Raw genomic sequence first — 18024 nt, 5'->3', positions numbered from 1 at the left:
GTCAAAGCATGATCGGCCGTCGCCCTCTAGCGGGCGGCGGCCGATCGCGTTTAGATGCGTGGTGCGAGTTTCTTATTGACGGGGGAGATGACAGCCATGCCCGGTGGAGGTTTCGTCAGATTGCCAGGCGGCAGCGTGGTGGTCGCGCTCACGCTGCCGCGACCCTCGGGAGAGGGAGGAAATGTCCGGGTTCTGGTGCACGCCGCGAACCGGGCCCGCGCCCTGACCAGGCTGCGGAACCTCGGTATGCGGGCGGTCTACCTGCGGGGCAACGCGCAGCCGCCGACCCCGGACGAGGTCACGGCCGTCCTGCACCACCCCGACGGCCTGCTGTGGCGCTGCGCGCCCGATGTGGCCGAGGAGCTCTGGCACCCGATCCGGGCCCTGCTGGGCACCTAGTGCTGTGACCGCAAGGTCCGAGGGTGACGGCCTAGCCGCCGACGAGGGCGACCCCGGCGGCCCGGAGCTCCTCCAGGGCGCGGGCGCTGGTGTGCGGGGCCACGGCGGCCGTGAGGTCCAGCAGGACGCGGGTGGCGAAGCCCGCGCGGGCCGCGTCGAGGGCGGTGGCCCGCACGCAGTGGTCGGTGGCGATGCCGACCACGTCCACCTCGGTGACGTGCCGGTCCCGCAGCCAGCGGGCCAGGTCCGTCCCGTTCTCGTCGGCCCCCTCGAACCCGCTGTACGCGGCCTCGTAGGCCCCCTTGTCGAAGACGGCGGCGACCGCGCCGGAGGCGACGGCGGGGGCGAAGTTCGGGTGGAAGCCGACGCCCTCGGTGCCGGCGACGCAGTGGACGGGCCAGGAGGTCTCGTAGTCCGGCTCGGCCGGGGGGTGCGCGAAGTGGCTCCCCGGGTCGATGTGGTGGTCCCGGGTGGCGACCACGTGCCGGTAGCCGGGCGTGGACTGTCCGATGAGCTCGGTGATGGCGGCGGCGACGTCGGCTCCGCCGGTGACCGCGAGGCTGCCGCCCTCGCAGAAGTCGTTCTGTACGTCGACGACGATCAGTGCGCGGTGCATGACGTAGTCCTTCGGCTCGGTGGTGCGATGTGGCGGCGGGGCCCTGCGGGGGCTCTTCCCCCACCCCGCCCCTTCCCGAAACGGGGGCTCGGACCCGGACCCGGTGGGGAGGGGGAGGCTCGGGGGCGGGCCCCGCGGGTCAGACGTACTCCGTGGGGAGCACGGCCTCGCCCCGCGAGAGCTGCGTCGCCGACAGTGGCAGCCCCGCGCGGACGGCGCGGTGCCGGTCGCGCGCGGCCTCCAGCGGCTCCCGGGCGACGACCTCGCCGGCCTTGACCAGCTGCACCAGCAGCTGCGTGTCCGCCAGTCCCGAGGGCACCGGCCCGGTCCCGACGACCTCCGCCTCGGCCACGCCCTCCGCGTCCAGGCGGCGGGCCGCCCACTTGCGGCCGCCGAGGGAGGTCTTGCCGCCCGTGGACTTCTTCGCCACCGGCACCAGCGGCGCCTTCGGGTCCGCCGACGTCGCCCGCGCCACCAGCTTGTAGACCATCGAGCAGGTCGGGTGCCCGCTGCCCGTCACCAGCTGGGTGCCCACCCCGTACGCGTCCACCGGCGCCGCCGCCAGCGAGGCGATGGCGTACTCGTCCAGGTCCGAGGTGACCACGATCCTGGTCTGCGTGGCCCCCAGCTCGTCCAGCTGCTGCCGCACCCGGTGGGCCACCAGCAGCAGGTCGCCCGAGTCGATCCGGACCGCTCCCAGCCCCGTCCCGGCGACCTCCACGGCCGTCCGTACCGCTTCGGCGACGTCGTAGGTGTCCACCAGCAGGGTGGTCCCGCCGCCCAGCGAGGCCACCTGCGCCGTGAAGGCGTCCCGCTCGCTGTCGTGGAGCAGGGTGAAGGCGTGGGCGCTCGTGCCGACCGTCGGGATGCCGTAGCGGAATCCGGCCGCCAGGTCCGAGGTGGAGGTGAAGCCGCCCACGTACGCGGCGCGCGAGGCAGCCACGGCCGCCAGCTCGTGGGTGCGCCGGGCGCCCATCTCGATCAGCGGCCGCTCGCCGGCCGCCGAGGACATCCGGGAGGCGGCCGCGGCGATCGCCGAGTCGTGGTTCAGGATCGACAGGATCACCGTCTCCAGCAGCACGCACTCGGCGAAGCTGCCCTCGACGCGCAGGACCGGCGAGCCGGGGAAGTAGACCTCGCCCTCCGGGTAGCCCCAGATGTCGCCGGAGAAGCGGTAGGAGGCCAGCCAGTCCAGGGTCCGCATGTCGACGACGGCGCGCTCGCGCAGGAAGTCCAGCACCGCGCCGTCGAAGCGGAAGTTCTCCACCGCGTCGAGCACCCGGCCGGTTCCGCCGACCACGCCGTAACGGCGTCCCTCGGGCAGCCGCCGGGTGAAGACCTCGAAGACCGAGCGGCGGTCGGCGGTGCCGTTCGCCAGGGCGGCCTGCAGCATCGTCAGCTCGTAATGGTCCGTGAAGAGCGCTGTCGACGGCACGTCCACCGGCAGGCCCAGGTCCGCAGGGTTCATGCCGGCGATGCTAGCGCACATTTCGTCAAAGTGACGAGATCTAGGACCCGTTTGTGCGACTGGCCCGTCACGGTGGCAGCATGGGACAAGTGAGTGTTGCTCCCATTGAGATCGAACGCACCGAGTCGGCCGAAGAGACCTTCGCGGTCCCCGAACCCGACGTCCCCTGGGTGACCCTGGTGCACAACGACCCGGTCAACCTCATGAGCTACGTGGCCTACGTGTTCCAGGCGTACTTCGGCTACTCGAAGGACGTCGCGCACAAGCTGATGCTCGATGTCCACCACAAGGGGCGGGCGGTCGTGTCGAGCGGCAGCCGCGAGGAAATGGAGCGCGACGTGCAGGCCATGCACGGCTACGGCCTGTGGGCAACCCTGACCCAGGACCGCAACTGATGGGCGGCACGTTCCAGCCCCTGAAGGGCGGCGGCGCCGCCATCGCGCTCGACGAGATCGAGATCTCCATCCTGCGCTCCCTCGCGGTCCAGCTGCTCGAGCTGATCGGCCCCGGCGAACCCGAGCCCGCCGAGGACGCCGACCCGCTGGCCGCGCTGTTCGCCTCCGACGGCCCCACCGAGCCGCCGGCGGACCCGGCGCTGGCCCGGCTCTTCCCCGACGCCTACGGCGGCCCGGGCGGCCCCGGGCCCGAGGAGGACGCCGAGGAGCTGCGCAGCCGCTCGGCGGAGTTCCGCCGCTTCACCGAGAACGACCTGCGCACCCGCAAGCGGGAGGACGCGCTGGCCGTCGTGCACAGCCTGGACCGGCTCACCCCGGCCGGCGACGGGGCGGCGGTGCTCGAGCTGGGCGGGGAGCTGCCGCTGCGCTGGCTCGGCGCGCTCAACGACCTGCGGCTGACCATCGCGGCCCGCCTGGACATCACCGAGGACGACGAGGGCGCGGTGCTGTTCCGGCTGCCGGACGACGATCCGCGCAAGCCGATGGTGATGGCGTACCTGTGGCTCGGCGGCCTCCAGGAGACGCTCGTCGAAACGCTCTGAGGCACGCGTCGAAACCCTCTGAAGATCCTCAAGGGCGTGTGCCGTTCGCTCAGCGGACGCTCAAATCCGGATAACGATCAGATCACCGCGATGCGGTGGTCTGATCTGTTTCAGGACCTTTGTCCTGAAATTGTCGTGTCCTGCGTCACATTTTTCGCCCTCGGGCACCCGTAAGCACGTGATAAATCTTCACGATCGCCGCCGGGACGCCACCCATGACCCGCGGCCTGCTTGAACCGGCGGACCGCCGGCGTGCAACTCCATCCGTATCCGGGGGGATCGAGGACCCGATCCGCAGCCAGCGAAGGCGCGGGTCGGCGTGGAGAAAGGCGCACCAGACATGACCTCTGTGCAGGTCGAGCAGCACGGCAACACGCCCGGTGAGGGCACGCGGGGCGAGGGCGGCGAGGGCTACCACCGCACACTCGGCGCCCGCCAGATCCAGATGATCGCGATCGGCGGAGCCATCGGCACCGGCCTCTTCCTGGGCGCCGGCAAGGCGATCTCCAAGGCCGGACCGAGCCTGATCCTGGCCTACGCCATCGCGGGCCTGGTCATCTTCTTCATCATGCGGGCCCTGGGCGAGCTGCTCATGTACCGCCCCGTCGCGGGCTCCTTCTCGGACTACGCCCGCGAGTTCCTCGGCCCCTTCTGGGGGTACGTGACCGGCTGGACGTACTGGCTCTTCTGGGTGGTCACCGGCATCACCGAGGTCACCGCCGCCGCGCAGTACATGTCGTACTGGACCCATGACAGCTTCCCGCAATGGGCGTACGCGCTGATCTTCACGGTCATCCTCTACGGCGCCAACCTGATCTCCGTGAAGCTCTTCGGCGAGCTCGAGTTCTGGTTCTCCATGGTCAAGGTCACCGCCATCGTCGGCATGATCCTGATCTGCGCCGGCATCCTGACCATCGGGTTCTCCGACGCCGCGGACACCGCGACCGTCAGCAACCTGTGGAACGACGGCGGCTTCTTCCCCAAGGGCATCGGCGGCACGCTGATGACCCTGCAGATCGTGATGTTCGCCTTCCTCGCGGTCGAGCTGGTCGGCGTCACCGCCGGCGAGTCCAAGGACCCCGAGAAGACCCTGCCCAAGGCCATCAACACCGTGCCGTGGCGCATCGCCGTCTTCTACGTCGGCGCGCTGATCATGATCCTGTCGGTCGTGCCGTGGACGCACTTCCAGCCCGGCGTCTCGCCCTTCGTCGCCGCCTTCGAGCGCATGGGCCTGGGCGTCGGCGCCGCGATCGTCAACTTCGTCGTGCTGACCGCGGCCCTGTCCTCCTGCAACTCGGGCATGTACTCCACCGGCCGCATGCTGCGCGACCTCGCGCTCAACGGCCAGGGCCCGAAGTTCTTCACCAAGCTCACCAAGAGCGGCACCCCGCTGATCGGCACCACGTTCTCCGCCGCGCTGATGCTGGTGGGCGTCTGGATCAACTACGTCGCCCCGGGCAAGGCTTTCGACTACGTCGTCTCCTTCGCCACCATCTCCGGCATGTGGGCCTGGATCATGATCCTGGTCTGCCAGCTCCGCTACCGCGCCAAGGCCGACCGCGGCGAGCTGCCGCAGTCCTCCTTCCGGGCGCCGGGCGCCCCCTGGACCAGCTGGTTCGCCCTGCTCTTCATCGGCATGGTCATCGTGATGATGGGCGTCGACAAGGACGCCCGCGTCTCGCTGTACTGCGCCCCCCTGTGGGGCCTGGTCCTGGGCCTGTCCTACCTGGTCCTGAAGTCCCGCAACCCGCGCGGCGCCGCCTTCACCAAGGCCTCCTGAACCAGGTCTGTCCACCATTCGGGCCCTCCCGTACCACTCCTCGGTACGGGAGGGCCCGTCTGCTTATCCTGTCGCTCATGCTGACCCTCACCCAGGACCTGTACGACCGGATCGTCGCGCACGCCCGCCAGGACCACCCCGACGAGGCGTGCGGCGTCGTGGCCGGCCCGGCGGGCACCGGCCGTCCGGAGCGCTTCATCCCCATGCTCAACGCGGCCCGCTCGCCCACGTTCTACGAGTTCGACTCGAAGGACCTGCTGAAGCTCTACCGCGAGCTGGACGACCGCGACGAGGACCCGGTGGTCGTCTACCACTCGCACACCGCGACCGAGGCCTACCCCTCCCGTACGGACGTCACCTACGCGAACGAGCCCGAAGCGCACTACGTGGTCGTCTCCACGGCGGACAAGGACGGCCTCGGCGAGTTCCAGTTCCGCTCGTACCGCATCGTCGAGGGCGTGATCACCGAGGAGGAAGTGCAGGTCGTCGAGGCCTACTGAACCCCGGCTGACCAGCATGTGAGCGCATGGCGTCCACCATGCGGGATCCCACTCCAAACGGGGGACCTGGAATCGTTAACATGACCGCATGGTTTCCCACGACGTGAGCATCGAGACGCCCGGCAGGCTGCTGCTCGTGGCGCGGCTGCACGTCGACCTGTGCCGCCTCGCCAGCGCGATCTGTCCTGCCGTCTGAGCACCAGAGCACCAGAGCCCTCTCGCGCGGGGGGCCACGAACCCGCGCGCCATCACGTTCTCACGCCCTCACTCACGACTGGAGCCGGCCATGGCCATCGAGGTCCGCATCCCCACCATCCTCCGCACCTACACCGACGGCGAGAAGGCCGTGTCCGGTGACGGCGCCACCCTCGCCGACCTGTTCTCCGACTTGGAGACGCGGCACAAGGGCATTCGAGAACGACTTGTCGACGAGGCGGCCGCGGGCCAGCTGCGCCGCTTCGTGAACGTCTACCTCAACGACGAGGACGTCCGCTTCCTCGACGGCATCTCCACCGCCCTCAAGGACGGCGACAGCGTCACGATCCTCCCGGCCGTGGCCGGCGGCGCTGTCTGATGCGTTACGACTCCCCGCTGGCAGCCGTCGGCAACACCCCGCTGGTCCGGCTGCCCCGGCTGTCGCCCTCGGAGGACGTCCGCATCTGGGCCAAGCTCGAGGACCGCAACCCGACCGGCTCGATCAAGGACCGCCCGGCGCTCCACATGGTCGAGCAGGCGGAGAAGGACGGCCGGCTGTTCCCCGGCTGCACGATCCTGGAGCCCACCTCGGGCAACACCGGGATCTCCCTGGCGATGGCGGCCAAGCTCAAGGGCTACCGCATCGTCTGCGTGATGCCGGAGAACACCTCGCAGGAGCGGCGCGACCTGCTGGCCATGTGGGGAGCCGAGATCATCTCGTCGCCGGCGGCGGGCGGCTCCAACACCGCGGTGCGGGTCGCCAAGGAACTGGCGGCCGAGCACCCGGACTGGGTGATGCTCTACCAGTACGGCAACCCGGACAACGCGGGCGCCCACTACGCCACCACGGGCCCGGAGGTCCTCGCCGACCTCCCCTCCATCACCCACTTCGTGGCGGGCCTGGGCACGACCGGCACCCTGATGGGCGTCGGCCGCTACCTGCGCGAGAAGGTGCCCGGGATCAAGATCGTCGCGGCCGAGCCGCGCTACGACGACCTGGTCTACGGCCTGCGGAACCTGGACGAGGGCTTCGTCCCGGAGCTGTACGACGCCTCCGTGCTCACCACGCGCTTCTCGGTGGGCTCCGCCGACGCGGTCACCCGGACCCGGGAACTCCTCCAGCTCGAGGGCATCTTCGCGGGCGTCTCCACGGGCGCCGCGCTGCACGCGGCGATCGGTGTCGGCCGCAAGGCGGTGGCCGCGGGCGAATCCGCGGACATCGTGTTCGTCGTGGCCGACGGCGGTTGGAAGTACCTGTCGACGGGCGTCTACACGGCCGCCACCACGGAAGAGGCCATCGAGGTCCTCCAGGGCCAGCTCTGGGCGTAGCCCGGCTCCCTCCCCCGCGCGTCCCGAGCCCGCTCCCCTCCACGGGGGAGCGGGCTCGGGATCGTTCGCAGCGGGCACGAATCCCCCGAATGGCCCTCGGAAGTCGCCGGGACGGCGGTACGGGCAGAGGCTGAACCTGCCCGACCGACCCCACAGAGAGGGTGGTGGCTCGATGACGACCACTCCCAACCCCGCGGCCCCCGGCCCGTCCGGCCACCCGTCTCCCTCAGGCAGCGCCTGGGCGGCGGGCGGCGTGCTGTTCGCCGCCGTCCTGATGATGATCAACGGCGTGTTCGCGATCTTCGAGGGCATCGCCGCGCTCGCCAAGGACGACGTCATCTGGCGGGTCCGCGACTACTCGTTCAAATTCGACCTGACGGCCTGGGGCTGGATCCACCTGATCCTGGGCATCGTCGTCCTGATCGTCGGCCTCGCGATCCTCAAGGGCACGACCTGGGGCCGGGCCCTCGGCATCGCCCTGACCGGCGTGTCGATCATCCTGCACTTCCTGTGGCTGCCCTACCAGCCGTTCTGGTCCCTGATCGCCATCGCGATCGGCGTGTTCGTGATCTGGGCCCTGTGCGTCGACCGCAGCCCGGGCGCCCTCTGACCCCCCCCAGGCCGCGCCGCGGGCCGGGACGCCGCAGCGGCGTCCCGGCCCGCACCGGTCACCCGGGCCCCGCGCCGCCCAGCTGCTCCGCGAGGACCGCCGCGTGGCCGGACGCCGGCTCCTTGACCGCGGTCAGGAGCGTCACGGGCCCCGCCGCCGCGAGGCCCCGAAGCCGCTCCAGCTCCGCCACGGCCGCCGGCTCCGCCTCGTACCGCCGCCGGAACTCCCCGGCCGAGCCGCCGGCGTGGAACCACTTCCGCAGCTCCGTCGACGGAGCCACGGCCCGCGGCCAGTCGTCGACCGCGGCCGCCTCCTTCGCCAGGCCCCGCCGCCACAGCCGGTCCACCAGCACCCTCCCCCAGACTCCGTCCGGGGGGACCCCCACCCGTCCGCCCCCGGCTCGGGAGCCTCGTAGACCCGCCGGATCCGGATCACTGCCCGCCTCCCAGCCCCTTGACCTCGTCCCACACCACCGGATCCAGCATCCCCACCCGCCTGGCGAACTCCCACAGCGACACCTCCTCCGGCCGGTCCGCCTCCAGGAAGCTCGTCCGGCCCTGCGCCCCCACCGTCCCCGGCGGCAGCGGGATCACACCGGCCCGCCGGTCGTCGTACTTCCCGCTGATCCACGCCACCCGCGCCCGGTGCCCCCGCACCTGCCCGACCGCCAGCACCAGGCAGACCCGGCCGTCCGCCAGGTACCACAACTCACCCGGCCGGGGCCGCGGCGGCGGCCCGGGACCGTGTGCGGGCGCGGGCCTGGCCCGGCGGGGAAGCCCCAGCCGCCGCCCCGCGACCAGCGCGAGCAGCGCCACCACCGCCACGACCACGACCGCGGCCACCGCGGGCCACCAGGACGTGTCCATGTTTCGACCGTAGCCGTGCGGGAACGCCCCGGCATGGCAACGTGTGGCAACGCCCGTGCCCGCCGTCGCTCCCCCGGGTGACAGCACAGGTGATTCCCCCCACAACGGCCCGCCGCGGAGGAGCGACCGGTCGTTTCGCGCCTTACGCTCGACCCACGCACGGCCCGCATTCCGTCCACGGACCGTCCACGGAGGTTCACGCTCCATGAAGCTCACCGTCGTCGGCTGCTCGGGCTCGTTCCCGTCCGCGGAATCGGCCTGCTCGAGCTACCTCGTCGAGGCCGACGGCTTCCGGCTGCTCCTCGACATGGGCAACGGCGCCCTCGGCGATCTCCAGCGCCACATCGGTCTCTACGACCTCGACGCGATCTTCCTCAGCCATCTGCACGCCGACCACTGCATCGACATGTGCGCGTACTTCGTCGCCCGCTTCTACCGGCACGAGGGCGGCCGCTGCGGCGCCATCCCGGTCTTCGGCCCCGACGGCACCGAGAAGCGCCTGACCGCGGCCTACGACGACGTCCCCGACGAGCGCTCGATGAGCGAGGTCTTCGACTTCCGCACGCTGAAGTCCGGCACCTTCGAGATCGGCCCCTTCCAGGTCCGCACCGAGCGGGTCAGCCACCCCGTCGAGTCCTACGGCATCCGCGTCGAGCACGGCGGCCGCTCGCTCACGTACTCCGGCGACACCGGAACCTGCCCCGAGCTCGGCCTCCTCGCCGAGGGCGCCGACCTCTTCCTGTGCGAGGCCTCCTTCACGCACGGCAAGGAGGACATCCCCGGCCTCCACCTCAACGGCCGCGAGGCCGGGCAGTACGCCCAGGGCGGCGGGGTCGGACGGCTCGTCCTGACCCACATCCCGCCGTGGACGGACGCCCGGCAGAACCTCACCGACGCCCGCGCCGTCTACGAGGGCCCGGTCGACCTGGCCTACGCGGGCGCCGTCTACGAGGTCTAGGACCCGGCGGGCCGGGCCTGCCGGCCGCCGAGGGCCATCCGGTTCCAGGTGTGCCGGCGGCCGCGGATCGCCACCGAGTACGCGTACATCACCTCCGGATCGCACATGCCGGGCAGGTACGAGTCCCCGAAGTGGTGCGCGTCGAAGCCCGCCTCCTTGGCACCCAGGGCGAGCTGCGGCACCACGTTCGCGTGCGAGCCCTCCTGGCTCGTGCCGATGGCGCCCATCACGATCGCCCCCGCGTCCTGCACCGCGGCGACCGCCTCGGCGGCCAGCTCCCGCGTCACGCCGGGCAGCGTCCCCGGCAGCGGCATCACCACCCCGTCCGCGCCCGCGTCCACCAGCGCCGTCAGCCGCGCGGTGGTGACCCGCTCCGGATGCCCGGCGTGGTGCATCTTGCCCGACCACAGGGCCGCGTCGGCGCCCAGACCGCCCCGCAGCTCCTCGGTGACCCGCGCCATCGCCTCGTACGAGCCGCCCGTGCCGGGGTTCGCCGTGATGCACAGCATCGCCGCGCCCATGTCGACCAGGCGCTTGGCGTACTCCGGCTTCGCGCGCCGGATCTCCGGTACGTCGCCGGGCTCCAGGTTCACCCCGACCGGCCGGCCGATCACCCGGGCCAGCTCGGTGAACGAGGTGAACTCGCCGAGGCCGGGCAGCCGCAGCCGCTCGCCGTCCCAGGCCCGCTCGATGAGGTTCAGCACGACGATGTCCGCGCCGAACGCGGCCACGAGTTCGGCGTTGTGCACCCCGCGGCCGTCGGGGTGCGGGGAGAGCGCGGCGCGCTCGGCGAAGACCTCGGCGACCATGGTCCGCCCCTCGGCGGCGGCCACCGCCCGGGTCAGGGCGCGGCCGCGCAGGGCGGCGAGCTGGTCGCGGTCGAGGTCGAGGATGCGCTGTTCTGTCATGGTTTCCACGCTATGCGGCGCAGACAGGCCGAAGCCCCGGTCTTTCGGAGGGAAAGACCGGGGCTTCGGACCCTTTTGACAGTGTGTGGCTGAGGCCTACTTCGCCTCGGCCTTCTCCATCTCGGCGATCTCCTCGTCGGACTCGCGGCCCGGGGTGGGGAGGTTGAACTTGACGATCGCGAAGCGGAAGACCACGTAGTAGACGGCCGCGAAGCACAGGCCGATCGGGATGATCATCCACGGGTTGGTGGCGAGCTTCCAGTTCAGCAGGTAGTCGATCAGACCCGCGGAGAATCCGAATCCGTCGTGGACGCCCAGGCCCCAGGTGACGGCCATGGAGATGCCGGTCAGCACCGCGTGGACCGCGTAAAGCGCGGGGGCGAGGAACAGGAAGGTGAATTCGATCGGCTCGGTGACACCCGTGATGAAGGAGGTCAGCGCGAGCGAGACCATCATGCCCATGACGGCCTTGCGGCGGGCGGGCTTGGCGCAGTGCGCGATGGCGAGCGCGGCGGCCGGCAGGCCGAACATCATGATCGGGAAGAAGCCCGACATGAACTGACCGGCCGTCGGGTCACCGGCGAAGAAGCGCGGGATCTCGCCAGTGACGATCGTGCCGTCGGCCTTGGTGAAGGAACCGACCTGCTGCTGGAAGAAGGTGTTCAGGAACTGGTGCATGCCGACGGGGATGAGACCGCGGTTGAACACGCCGTAGATGCCGGCGCCGACCGAGCCGAGGCCGATCAGCCAGTCGCCGAAGTCGGCGAGGGCGGAGCCGACCGGGCCCCAGGCCAGGCCGAAGAACACGCCGAAGGCGGTGCCGATGAAGGCCATGATGATCGGGACGAGCCGGCGGCCGTTGAAGAAGCCGAGCCAGTCCACCAGCTTCGTGCGGTGGTACTTCTCCCAGATGATGGCGGAGACGAGGCCGACGATGATGCCGCCGAGTACGCCCGGGTCCTGCGGCTTGCCCTTGGGCAGCAGCTCCGTGATGGATCCGTCCATCGGGAACGCGGTCAGCACGTTCTTGTAGACGAGGAAGCCGACGAGTGCCGCGAGGGCGGTCGAGCCGTCGGCCTTCTTCGCGTAGCCGATGGCGACACCGACACAGAAGAGCAGGGCGAGGTTGGCGAAGACCGCGTCACCCGCGCTGGCGAAGACGCTGGCGACCTTGCCCCAGCCCAGACCGTCCTTGCCGAAGACGTCGTCCTGCCCGAGGCGGAGCAGGATGGCAGCCGCGGGCAGAACGGCGACGGGCAGCTGGAGGCTGCGGCCGACCTTCTGCATGCCCTGCATCAGGCCGGAGCCCCGCTTCTTGGCGGGAGCGGCGGTTGCCGTACTCATCAACTTCCTCCAGTGGGCAAGGCGCCGCCAGAGGAGAACCGGGGACGGCGACGTCTCAGAAAGGGGGGTACGCGGGCCAGACAGGCCCGCGTGGTCTACACCAATAGGTGGTGTAGACCAGTTGTAACACGGTGAGGGATAGATAAGGAACCTTCGATTTCCTGTGGTCTACACCACACGAGGGCCCGACCCGTTCCCCGCCCGGCCCCCCGGCCCACCGGACATGGCCAAGGCCCCCGGATCCGTGGATCCGAGGGCCTGGAAACAGGGCCGAAAGACCCGGCCCGGGGGGCCGGGGAGAGCCGCTACGCCTTGGTGTTGTCCTTCAGCATCTCCTCGATCTCCTCGTCCGACTCCCGCCCCGGCGTCTTGATGTCGAACTTCGTGATCGCGAAACGGAACACCGCGTAGTAGACGACCGCGAAGCACAGGCCGATCGGAATGATCAGCCACGGCTTGGTCGCCAGGTTCCAGTTGATGAGGTAGTCGATCAGGCCCGCCGAGAAGCTGAAACCGTCGTGCACGCCCAGCGCCCACGTCACCGCCATCGACACACCCGTCAGCACCGCGTGGATCGCGTACAGCGCCGGCGCCACGAACAGGAAGGAGTACTCCAGCGGCTCGGTGATGCCCGTGACGAACGAGGTCAGGCCCACCGACAGCATCAGACCGCCGACCTCCTTGCGGCGCAGCGGCTTCGCACAGTGCGTGATCGCCAAGGCCGCGGCCGGGAGGGCGAACATCATGATCGGGAAGAAGCCGGAGAGGAACAGGCCGGCGTTCGGGTCGCCGTGCATGAACATGTTGATGTCGCCGTGGTACGTGACCCCCTCCGGCGTGGTGTACGAGCCGAACTGGAACCAGATCGGCACGTTCAGGAACTGGTGCAGGCCGATCACCAGCAGCGCGCGGTTCGCGAGGCCGAAGATGCCCGCGCCCCACGCGCCCAGACCGGTCAGCCAGTCGGAGAAGCTCTCCAGTGCGCCACCCACCGGCGGCCAGATCCACAGGCACACCACCGCGAAGGCGATGGCGACGAAGGACATGATGATCGGGACGAGCCGGCGCCCGTTGAAGAAGCCCAGCCAGTCGACCAGCTTCACCCGGTGGTAGCGCTGCCAGAACCAGGCCGCCAGCAGGCCCATGACGATGCCCCCGAAGACCCCCGGGTTCTGGTAGGTGAAGCCGGCGAACGTGTCGTCCGCCTTCAGGCAGCCGCCGGAGAAGGCGCCGCCCGTGAAGGCGCGAGCCCCCTCCGGGCAGTCCTTCGGGAACGCGCGCAGCACCCCCCAATAGACCAGGAACCCCGCCACGGCCGCCAAGGCGGTCGAACCGTCGGCCTTCTTGGCCATTCCGATCGCCACACCCACGCAGAAGAGGAGCGGCAGGCCGAGCTCGGGGTTCAGCAGCGCACCGCCCGCGCCCGCCATCACCTTGGCGACGTCCGTCCAGTTCAGGCCGTCCTTGCCGAAGACGTCGTCCTGCCCCAGACGGTTCAGGATGCCCGCCGCGGGCAGCACCGCGATCGGCAGCTGCAGGCTGCGGCCCATCTTCTGCAGCCCCTGGAACAAGCCGCTCCGCCACTGGCTCCGCGGCTTTGCTGCGGCGCTGTTCGCGCTCATCGGCGTCCTCCCTGACCGGCCCCGTTTTGGCAGTCGCAGCGCGTGCGGCACACTGGTGTAGACCAGTTGTGGGCAGGTTGCTGCTGATCATCATCATTCGATAGATGCCGGTCACGTGCTCGCGTAGCTGGGCCAACCGTGCGTTACCGTGACAAAGCGGACTGTGTGGGCAGGTGCCCGCGCACCGGACGCCGAGACTCGTTCTTCGCAACACTCAGGGAGAAACACATGGCCACCAAGGCTGAGAAGATCGTCGCCGGGCTCGGCGGTATCGACAACATCGAAGAAGTCGAAGGCTGCATCACCCGCCTGCGCACCGAAGTCCACGACGCGAGCCTGGTCGACGAGGCCGCCCTCAAGGCCGCCGGCGCCCACGGCGTCGTCAAGATGGGCACCGCCATCCAGGTCGTCATCGGCACCGACGCCGACCCCATCGCCGGCGAGATCGAAGACATGATGTGAGCTGAGCCCACCCGCTCGCCACACGCCTCGGACCCCGTCCCGGACCCCTCCGGACGGGGTCCTCGCGCTGCTCCACAGGGACTAGGCTCGGAGCCATGTCTCGCATCGACGGCCGTACGCCCGAACAGCTCCGCCCGGTCACCATCGAACGCGGATGGAGCAAGCACGCCGAGGGCTCCGTCCTCATCTCCTTCGGAGACACCAAGGTCTTCTGCACCGCCTCCTTCACCGAAGGCGTCCCGCGCTGGCGCAAGGGCAGCGGCGAAGGCTGGGTCACCTCCGAATACTCGATGCTGCCCCGCTCCACCAACACCCGCGGCGACCGCGAATCCGTCCGCGGCAAGATCGGCGGCCGCACCCACGAGATCTCCCGCCTGATCGGCCGCTCGCTGCGCGCCGTCATCGACTACAAGGCCCTCGGCGAGAACACCATCGTCCTGGACTGCGACGTCCTCCAGGCCGACGGCGGCACCCGCACCGCCGCGATCACCGGCGCCTACGTCGCCCTCGCCGACGCCGTCGCCTGGGGCCAGAAGAAGAAGCTCGTCAAGGCCGGCCGCAAGCCGCTGACCGGCACCGTCGCCGCCGTCAGCGTCGGCATCGTCGACGGCGTCCCGCTCCTCGACCTCTGCTACGAGGAGGACGTGCGCGCCGAGACCGACATGAACGTCGTCTGCACCGGCGACGGACGCTTCGTCGAGGTCCAGGGCACCGCCGAGGGCGAGCCCTTCGACCGCAAGGAGCTCAACGCCCTCCTGGACCTCGCGGCCGGCGGCTGCGCGGACCTGGAAGCCATCCAGCGGGGCGCGCTCCAACTCTGAGCGGCAACCGCGGCGCGCGGATTCGCGTCCGTCCTGGTACGGGCGCACGGTGTCACAGCCGTGCGCCCGTCCACGTATCCGAACCCCTGGGGGACCCGATGAAGCAGACGACGAAGCCGAAGCACCGCGCCGCCGCCCTGGCGCTGGCCGCGGCGCTCGCCATACCCGCCCTCACCGCCTGCGACGCGATCTCCACGGCGATGGACTGCGCGAACACCGCGGTGGCCATCACGGACGGGGCGAACGACCTCCAGCAGGCCGTCTCCCAGGCCGGCAACAGCCCCCAGGACGCCCAGAACGCCCTCAACCAGATCGAGGACAACCTCAAGAAGATCGGCGACCAGACGGACAACGCCGACCTGAGCAAGGCCATCGGCTCGATGAACACGGCGGTGAAGAACGTCCGCGACGCCATCCAGAACGGCGACGCCACCCCGGACATCCAGCCGGTCGCGGACGCGGCGAGCGAGATCTCCAAGGTCTGCACCCCGGGCTGACGATCTGCCGGGCCGGCGGGCGTCGCGGGCAGGTGGGGCCGGGCCTGCGGGCGGTGCGGGCAGGCGGGGGCAGTCCCCGGCCGCGACGGACGGCGCGGGCAGGCCATAATCGGTGACCATGACCCGCCTGATCCTCGCGACCCGCAACGCGGGCAAGATCTCCGAACTCCACGCCATCCTGTCCGACGCCGGCCTGCCGCACGAGCTGGTCGGCGCGGACGCGTACCCCGAGGTCCCGGACGTCAAGGAAACCGGCGTCACCTTCGCCGAGAACGCCCTCCTCAAGGCCCACGCCCTGGCCCGGGCCACCGGCCTGCCGGCCGTCGCCGACGACTCCGGCCTGTGCGTCGACGTCCTGAACGGCGCCCCCGGCATCTTCTCGGCCCGCTGGGCCGGCACCCACGGCGACGACGCCGCGAACCTGGCGCTCCTGCTCGCCCAGCTCGGCGACATCGCCGACGAGCACCGCGCCGCCCACTTCTTCTGCGCGGCGGCCCTGGCCCTGCCCGACGGCACCGAACGCGTCGTCGAGGGCCGCCTCCTGGGCACCCTGCGCCACACCCCGTCGGGCACGGGCGGCTTCGGCTACGACCCGATCCTCCAGCCCCTGGGCGAGACCCGCACCTGCGCGGAACTCACCCCGGCGGAAAAGAACGCCATCTCCCACCGAGGCCAGGCCTTCCGCGCCCTGGTCCCGGCGGTAAGAGAACTCCTGGGCTGACGGGACAGGGGCCGGCCTTCCGAGAAACGGAAGGCCGGCCCCTGTCGCCTTGGTGCGCCCGGTCGGATTCGAACCGACACACACGACCACCTAAAGATCGCCGCTCAGCCGTTGGCGTACGGGCGCAAACCAAGAACACTCTACTGCGCCCACACGGTGCGCGGAGATCGGATTGCCGCGTCTAACGAATCCTGCGCCCGCCCCTGCACCAGGTGCTGGTGACTGCGTGACAGTTGGGGCAGACCAGTCGCAAGTTCTCCCGCCGGTCGTCACTCCAGTCACCGTTGATGTGGTCGACTTCCAGGGTCAAGGGCCGCCCTAGCCACAGGGGTGGCGTCCCGCAGACTGCGCAGCACCCCGGGACGCCGATTTCGCGCAGCGCGCGCCGAAGCCGGTGGGTGCGTGTACGACGAGTCCCGTCGTGTTTGACGAGAACCTCGGTGGCCGGTCTGGTGGTGGCGCGCCCCGGCTTGCCGCGGTGATGCGCCTGCCCGAGGAAGTGGGCCGTGGACAGGCCGTCCTCGCGGATCCACTGCTTGAGTACCTCGTTCATGCTGGTGGAAGGTCCTCTACCCAGGTGCCGGAGCGTCTCCGCCAGCGAGTGGGAAGAGGCGACGGCGTCGCGCAGGGTTGCCCGGTCAGGTTTCACGCGCCGTGCGTACGGCCGGCTCATCGCCGCCCCTTCGCACGGCCGCGGTACGTGTCCGTGGTGGAGTGGCAGTTCGGGCAGAGCAGTTGTAGGTTCTCCCGCCGGTTGTTGCGCCAGTCGCCATCGATGTGGTCGACCTCCAGCGGGAGCGGATGCCCCTGCCAGGCGGGCGCGATACCGCACGCGGCGCAGCTGTCGGGCACGCCCAGGGCTACGAGTGCCGTCTTGAGCCGCTCGCCCGGGGTCCGACGGGCATCCGCCCCGTGTTGTTTGACGAGGAGAGTCTCGGGGGTCCGCCGGGGCCTGGGGCGCCCCGCGGGTTACGGCAGCTTGAAGTGCGAGGTGTCGATGCCGAAGGCCTTCACGCGGCGGCTGATGTGGGTGTGGTGGCCGCCCACGACCTCAAGCCCGAGCCGTTGCAACACCTCGCACATGGTCGTCGACGCGGCAACGGCCTCTGTCAGGATCTCCTTCGTCCACTTCGCCGCCTCCGGCTCGAAGTGGGAGACGTCCACTCCGAGCTTGCGCATGCGCTCGTGCAGGTAGCGCCGGGATCCACTTTTCGGGTCCACCCCGAGTTTCAGCAGCGCCTCGGTCAGCGTCCGTGCCCCCTCCGCGGCCTCCGCGAGGCGTTCCCTCGTGTACGGACTGATCGGCATCCGCGTCCCTCTCCGTATACCGGCCCCGTGTGCGGCCCTCGTACGGAGTAACGGGCCGGGTGTCGGACGGTTACGGCTGGTTTCGTCCGATAAGCGGAGCGGCCCGCACCGGGTGGGTGCGGGCCGCTGCGGGTGGAGCGGGGCGGGGGGTCAGATGCCCAGGTCCTTGATGATCTTGGCTACGTGGCCCGTGGCCTTGACGTTGTAGAAGGCGTGCTCGACCTTGCCCTCCTCGTCCACGACCACCGTGGAGCGGATGACGCCCGTCACCGTCTTGCCGTACAGCTTCTTCTCGCCGTACGCGCCATAGGCGGCCAGGGTCTCCTTCTCCGGGTCGCCGACCAGGGTGACCTTCAGGTTCTCCTTCTCGCGGAACTTCGCCAGCTTCTCCGGCTTGTCCGGGGACACGCCGATGACGTCGTAGCCGGCCGTGGCCAGGGCGTCCAGGTTGTCCGTGAAATCGCAGGCCTGCTTGGTGCAGCCCGGCGTCAGCGCGGCGGGGTAGAAGTAGACGATCACCTTGCGGCCCTTGTGGGCGGCCAGCGAGACCTCGTTGCCGTCCGCGTCGGGCAGGGTGAAGGCGGGGGCGGGGTCGCCCGGCTGAAGTCGCTCGCTCATGTCGG

At 70.4% G+C, this 18024-nt stretch carries 22 protein-coding genes, 1 tRNA gene and 2 pseudogenes; 14 read left to right on the top strand and 11 right to left on the bottom strand.

Annotated features, from left to right (window positions below; all coding sequences use genetic code 11):
• Positions 1-96: 96 nt before the first annotated feature.
• Positions 97-399, top strand: coding sequence for a hypothetical protein (locus tag AB0D66_RS06325; RefSeq protein ID WP_069920444.1), 303 nt, complete (start codon positions 97-99; stop codon positions 397-399).
• A gap of 31 nt (positions 400-430) precedes the next feature.
• Here AB0D66_RS06325 and AB0D66_RS06320 read toward each other — a convergent pair whose 3' ends face one another.
• A complete protein-coding gene (locus tag AB0D66_RS06320; protein WP_362297419.1) occupies positions 431-1015 on the bottom strand; it encodes a nicotinamidase in 585 nt (194 codons plus the stop codon).
• Between the two features lie 139 nt (positions 1016-1154).
• Positions 1155-2483 carry a nicotinate phosphoribosyltransferase gene (locus AB0D66_RS06315; protein WP_362297416.1) on the bottom strand — a complete coding sequence of 443 codons (1329 nt, stop codon included), beginning with the start codon at positions 2481-2483 and terminating at the stop codon, positions 1155-1157.
• Positions 2484-2563: 80 nt separating this feature from the next.
• On the opposite strand from AB0D66_RS06315, the gene clpS reads away from it, so the two are divergent.
• The 8 genes from clpS to AB0D66_RS06275 all read left to right on the top strand — a co-directional run bounded on the left by clpS (position 2564) and on the right by AB0D66_RS06275 (position 7894).
• Positions 2564-2878: an ATP-dependent Clp protease adapter ClpS gene (clpS, locus tag AB0D66_RS06310; RefSeq protein WP_362297413.1), complete on the top strand. Its 315-nt coding sequence runs from the start codon at positions 2564-2566 to the stop codon at positions 2876-2878.
• Complete coding sequence (locus tag AB0D66_RS06305; RefSeq protein ID WP_362297410.1) at positions 2878-3480, top strand: DUF2017 domain-containing protein; 603 nt, start codon at positions 2878-2880, stop codon at positions 3478-3480. The genes clpS and AB0D66_RS06305 overlap by 1 nt, the downstream gene beginning before the upstream one ends.
• Before the next feature lie 340 nt (positions 3481-3820).
• Positions 3821-5260 (top strand): amino acid permease, encoded by a 1440-nt coding sequence (locus AB0D66_RS06300; protein WP_362297408.1) that lies wholly within the window; start codon positions 3821-3823, stop codon positions 5258-5260.
• A gap of 77 nt (positions 5261-5337) precedes the next feature.
• Complete coding sequence (locus AB0D66_RS06295; protein ID WP_362297404.1) at positions 5338-5760, top strand: M67 family metallopeptidase; 423 nt, start codon at positions 5338-5340, stop codon at positions 5758-5760.
• 88 nt (positions 5761-5848) lie between these two features.
• Positions 5849-5956, top strand: a complete 108-nt coding sequence (locus AB0D66_RS06290) for a putative leader peptide (RefSeq protein WP_312847437.1) — start codon at positions 5849-5851, stop codon at positions 5954-5956.
• A gap of 90 nt (positions 5957-6046) precedes the next feature.
• Positions 6047-6334, top strand: a complete 288-nt coding sequence (locus AB0D66_RS06285; RefSeq protein ID WP_362297401.1) for a MoaD/ThiS family protein — start codon at positions 6047-6049, stop codon at positions 6332-6334.
• A complete protein-coding gene (locus AB0D66_RS06280) occupies positions 6334-7284 on the top strand; it encodes a cysteine synthase (RefSeq protein ID WP_362297398.1) in 951 nt (316 codons plus the stop codon). The genes AB0D66_RS06285 and AB0D66_RS06280 overlap by 1 nt, the downstream gene beginning before the upstream one ends.
• 172 nt (positions 7285-7456) lie before the next feature.
• Positions 7457-7894: a hypothetical protein gene (locus AB0D66_RS06275; protein ID WP_362297395.1), complete on the top strand. Its 438-nt coding sequence runs from the start codon at positions 7457-7459 to the stop codon at positions 7892-7894.
• Positions 7895-7952: 58 nt separating this feature from the next.
• Here AB0D66_RS06275 and AB0D66_RS06270 read toward each other — a convergent pair.
• Both AB0D66_RS06270 and AB0D66_RS06265 read right to left on the bottom strand, forming a co-directional pair.
• Positions 7953-8329, bottom strand: a pseudogene (locus tag AB0D66_RS06270) (DUF488 family protein).
• Positions 8326-8760: a hypothetical protein gene (locus AB0D66_RS06265; RefSeq protein WP_362297393.1), complete on the bottom strand. Its 435-nt coding sequence runs from the start codon at positions 8758-8760 to the stop codon at positions 8326-8328. Before AB0D66_RS06265 ends, AB0D66_RS06270 begins: the two are co-directional and overlap by 4 nt.
• A 205-nt stretch (positions 8761-8965) precedes the next feature.
• Between AB0D66_RS06265 and AB0D66_RS06260 the strand changes: the two genes are divergently transcribed.
• Positions 8966-9718: an MBL fold metallo-hydrolase gene (locus AB0D66_RS06260; protein WP_362297390.1), complete on the top strand. Its 753-nt coding sequence runs from the start codon at positions 8966-8968 to the stop codon at positions 9716-9718.
• Here the strand turns inward: AB0D66_RS06260 and AB0D66_RS06255 are convergent.
• From AB0D66_RS06255 to AB0D66_RS06245, 3 genes are all read right to left on the bottom strand, one after another.
• Positions 9715-10626 carry a hypothetical protein gene (locus AB0D66_RS06255; protein WP_362297388.1) on the bottom strand — a complete coding sequence of 304 codons (912 nt, stop codon included), beginning with the start codon at positions 10624-10626 and terminating at the stop codon, positions 9715-9717. The genes AB0D66_RS06260 and AB0D66_RS06255 overlap by 4 nt on opposite strands.
• Positions 10627-10722: 96 nt before the next feature.
• Positions 10723-11970: a PTS transporter subunit EIIC gene (locus AB0D66_RS06250; RefSeq protein ID WP_362297385.1), complete on the bottom strand. Its 1248-nt coding sequence runs from the start codon at positions 11968-11970 to the stop codon at positions 10723-10725.
• A 305-nt stretch (positions 11971-12275) separates the two neighbouring features.
• Positions 12276-13592 carry a PTS transporter subunit EIIC gene (locus AB0D66_RS06245; protein WP_362297381.1) on the bottom strand — a complete coding sequence of 439 codons (1317 nt, stop codon included), beginning with the start codon at positions 13590-13592 and terminating at the stop codon, positions 12276-12278.
• A gap of 138 nt (positions 13593-13730) precedes the next feature.
• Here AB0D66_RS06245 and AB0D66_RS06240 point away from each other — a divergent pair, with 138 nt between their 5' ends.
• From AB0D66_RS06240 to rdgB, 4 genes are all read left to right on the top strand, one after another.
• Positions 13731-14054: a PTS glucose/sucrose transporter subunit IIB gene (locus AB0D66_RS06240; protein WP_362297378.1), complete on the top strand. Its 324-nt coding sequence runs from the start codon at positions 13731-13733 to the stop codon at positions 14052-14054.
• A gap of 95 nt (positions 14055-14149) precedes the next feature.
• Positions 14150-14875 carry a ribonuclease PH gene (rph, locus tag AB0D66_RS06235; RefSeq protein WP_362297374.1) on the top strand — a complete coding sequence of 242 codons (726 nt, stop codon included), beginning with the start codon at positions 14150-14152 and terminating at the stop codon, positions 14873-14875.
• Between the two features lie 98 nt (positions 14876-14973).
• Positions 14974-15372: a hypothetical protein gene (locus tag AB0D66_RS06230; protein ID WP_362297371.1), complete on the top strand. Its 399-nt coding sequence runs from the start codon at positions 14974-14976 to the stop codon at positions 15370-15372.
• A 118-nt stretch (positions 15373-15490) separates the two neighbouring features.
• Complete coding sequence (rdgB, locus tag AB0D66_RS06225; protein WP_362297368.1) at positions 15491-16093, top strand: RdgB/HAM1 family non-canonical purine NTP pyrophosphatase; 603 nt, start codon at positions 15491-15493, stop codon at positions 16091-16093.
• Positions 16094-16143: 50 nt separating this feature from the next.
• On the opposite strand, the gene AB0D66_RS06220 is transcribed toward rdgB, so the two are convergent.
• The 4 genes and pseudogenes from AB0D66_RS06220 to bcp form a co-directional block, all read right to left on the bottom strand.
• Positions 16144-16219: transfer RNA gene (locus AB0D66_RS06220), tRNA-Leu, on the bottom strand.
• A 55-nt stretch (positions 16220-16274) separates the two neighbouring features.
• A complete protein-coding gene (locus tag AB0D66_RS06215) occupies positions 16275-16646 on the bottom strand; it encodes an HNH endonuclease signature motif containing protein (protein WP_362297365.1) in 372 nt (123 codons plus the stop codon).
• A 116-nt stretch (positions 16647-16762) separates the two neighbouring features.
• Positions 16763-17401 (bottom strand): annotated as a pseudogene (locus AB0D66_RS06210) (HNH endonuclease signature motif containing protein).
• A gap of 150 nt (positions 17402-17551) precedes the next feature.
• The gene (gene bcp, locus AB0D66_RS06205; protein ID WP_362297362.1) at positions 17552-18019 is read right to left on the bottom strand and encodes a thioredoxin-dependent thiol peroxidase; all 468 of its coding nucleotides are present in this window, start codon (positions 18017-18019) and stop codon (positions 17552-17554) included.
• Between the last annotated feature and the right edge of the window lie 5 nt (positions 18020-18024).

It is taken from the genome of Streptomyces sp. NPDC048270, from assembly GCF_040652335.1.
Taxonomy (GTDB): domain Bacteria; phylum Actinomycetota; class Actinomycetes; order Streptomycetales; family Streptomycetaceae; genus Streptomyces.
The sequence above is the reverse complement of the archived record's forward strand: the minus strand, read 5'-3'. Positions and strand labels throughout refer to the sequence as shown.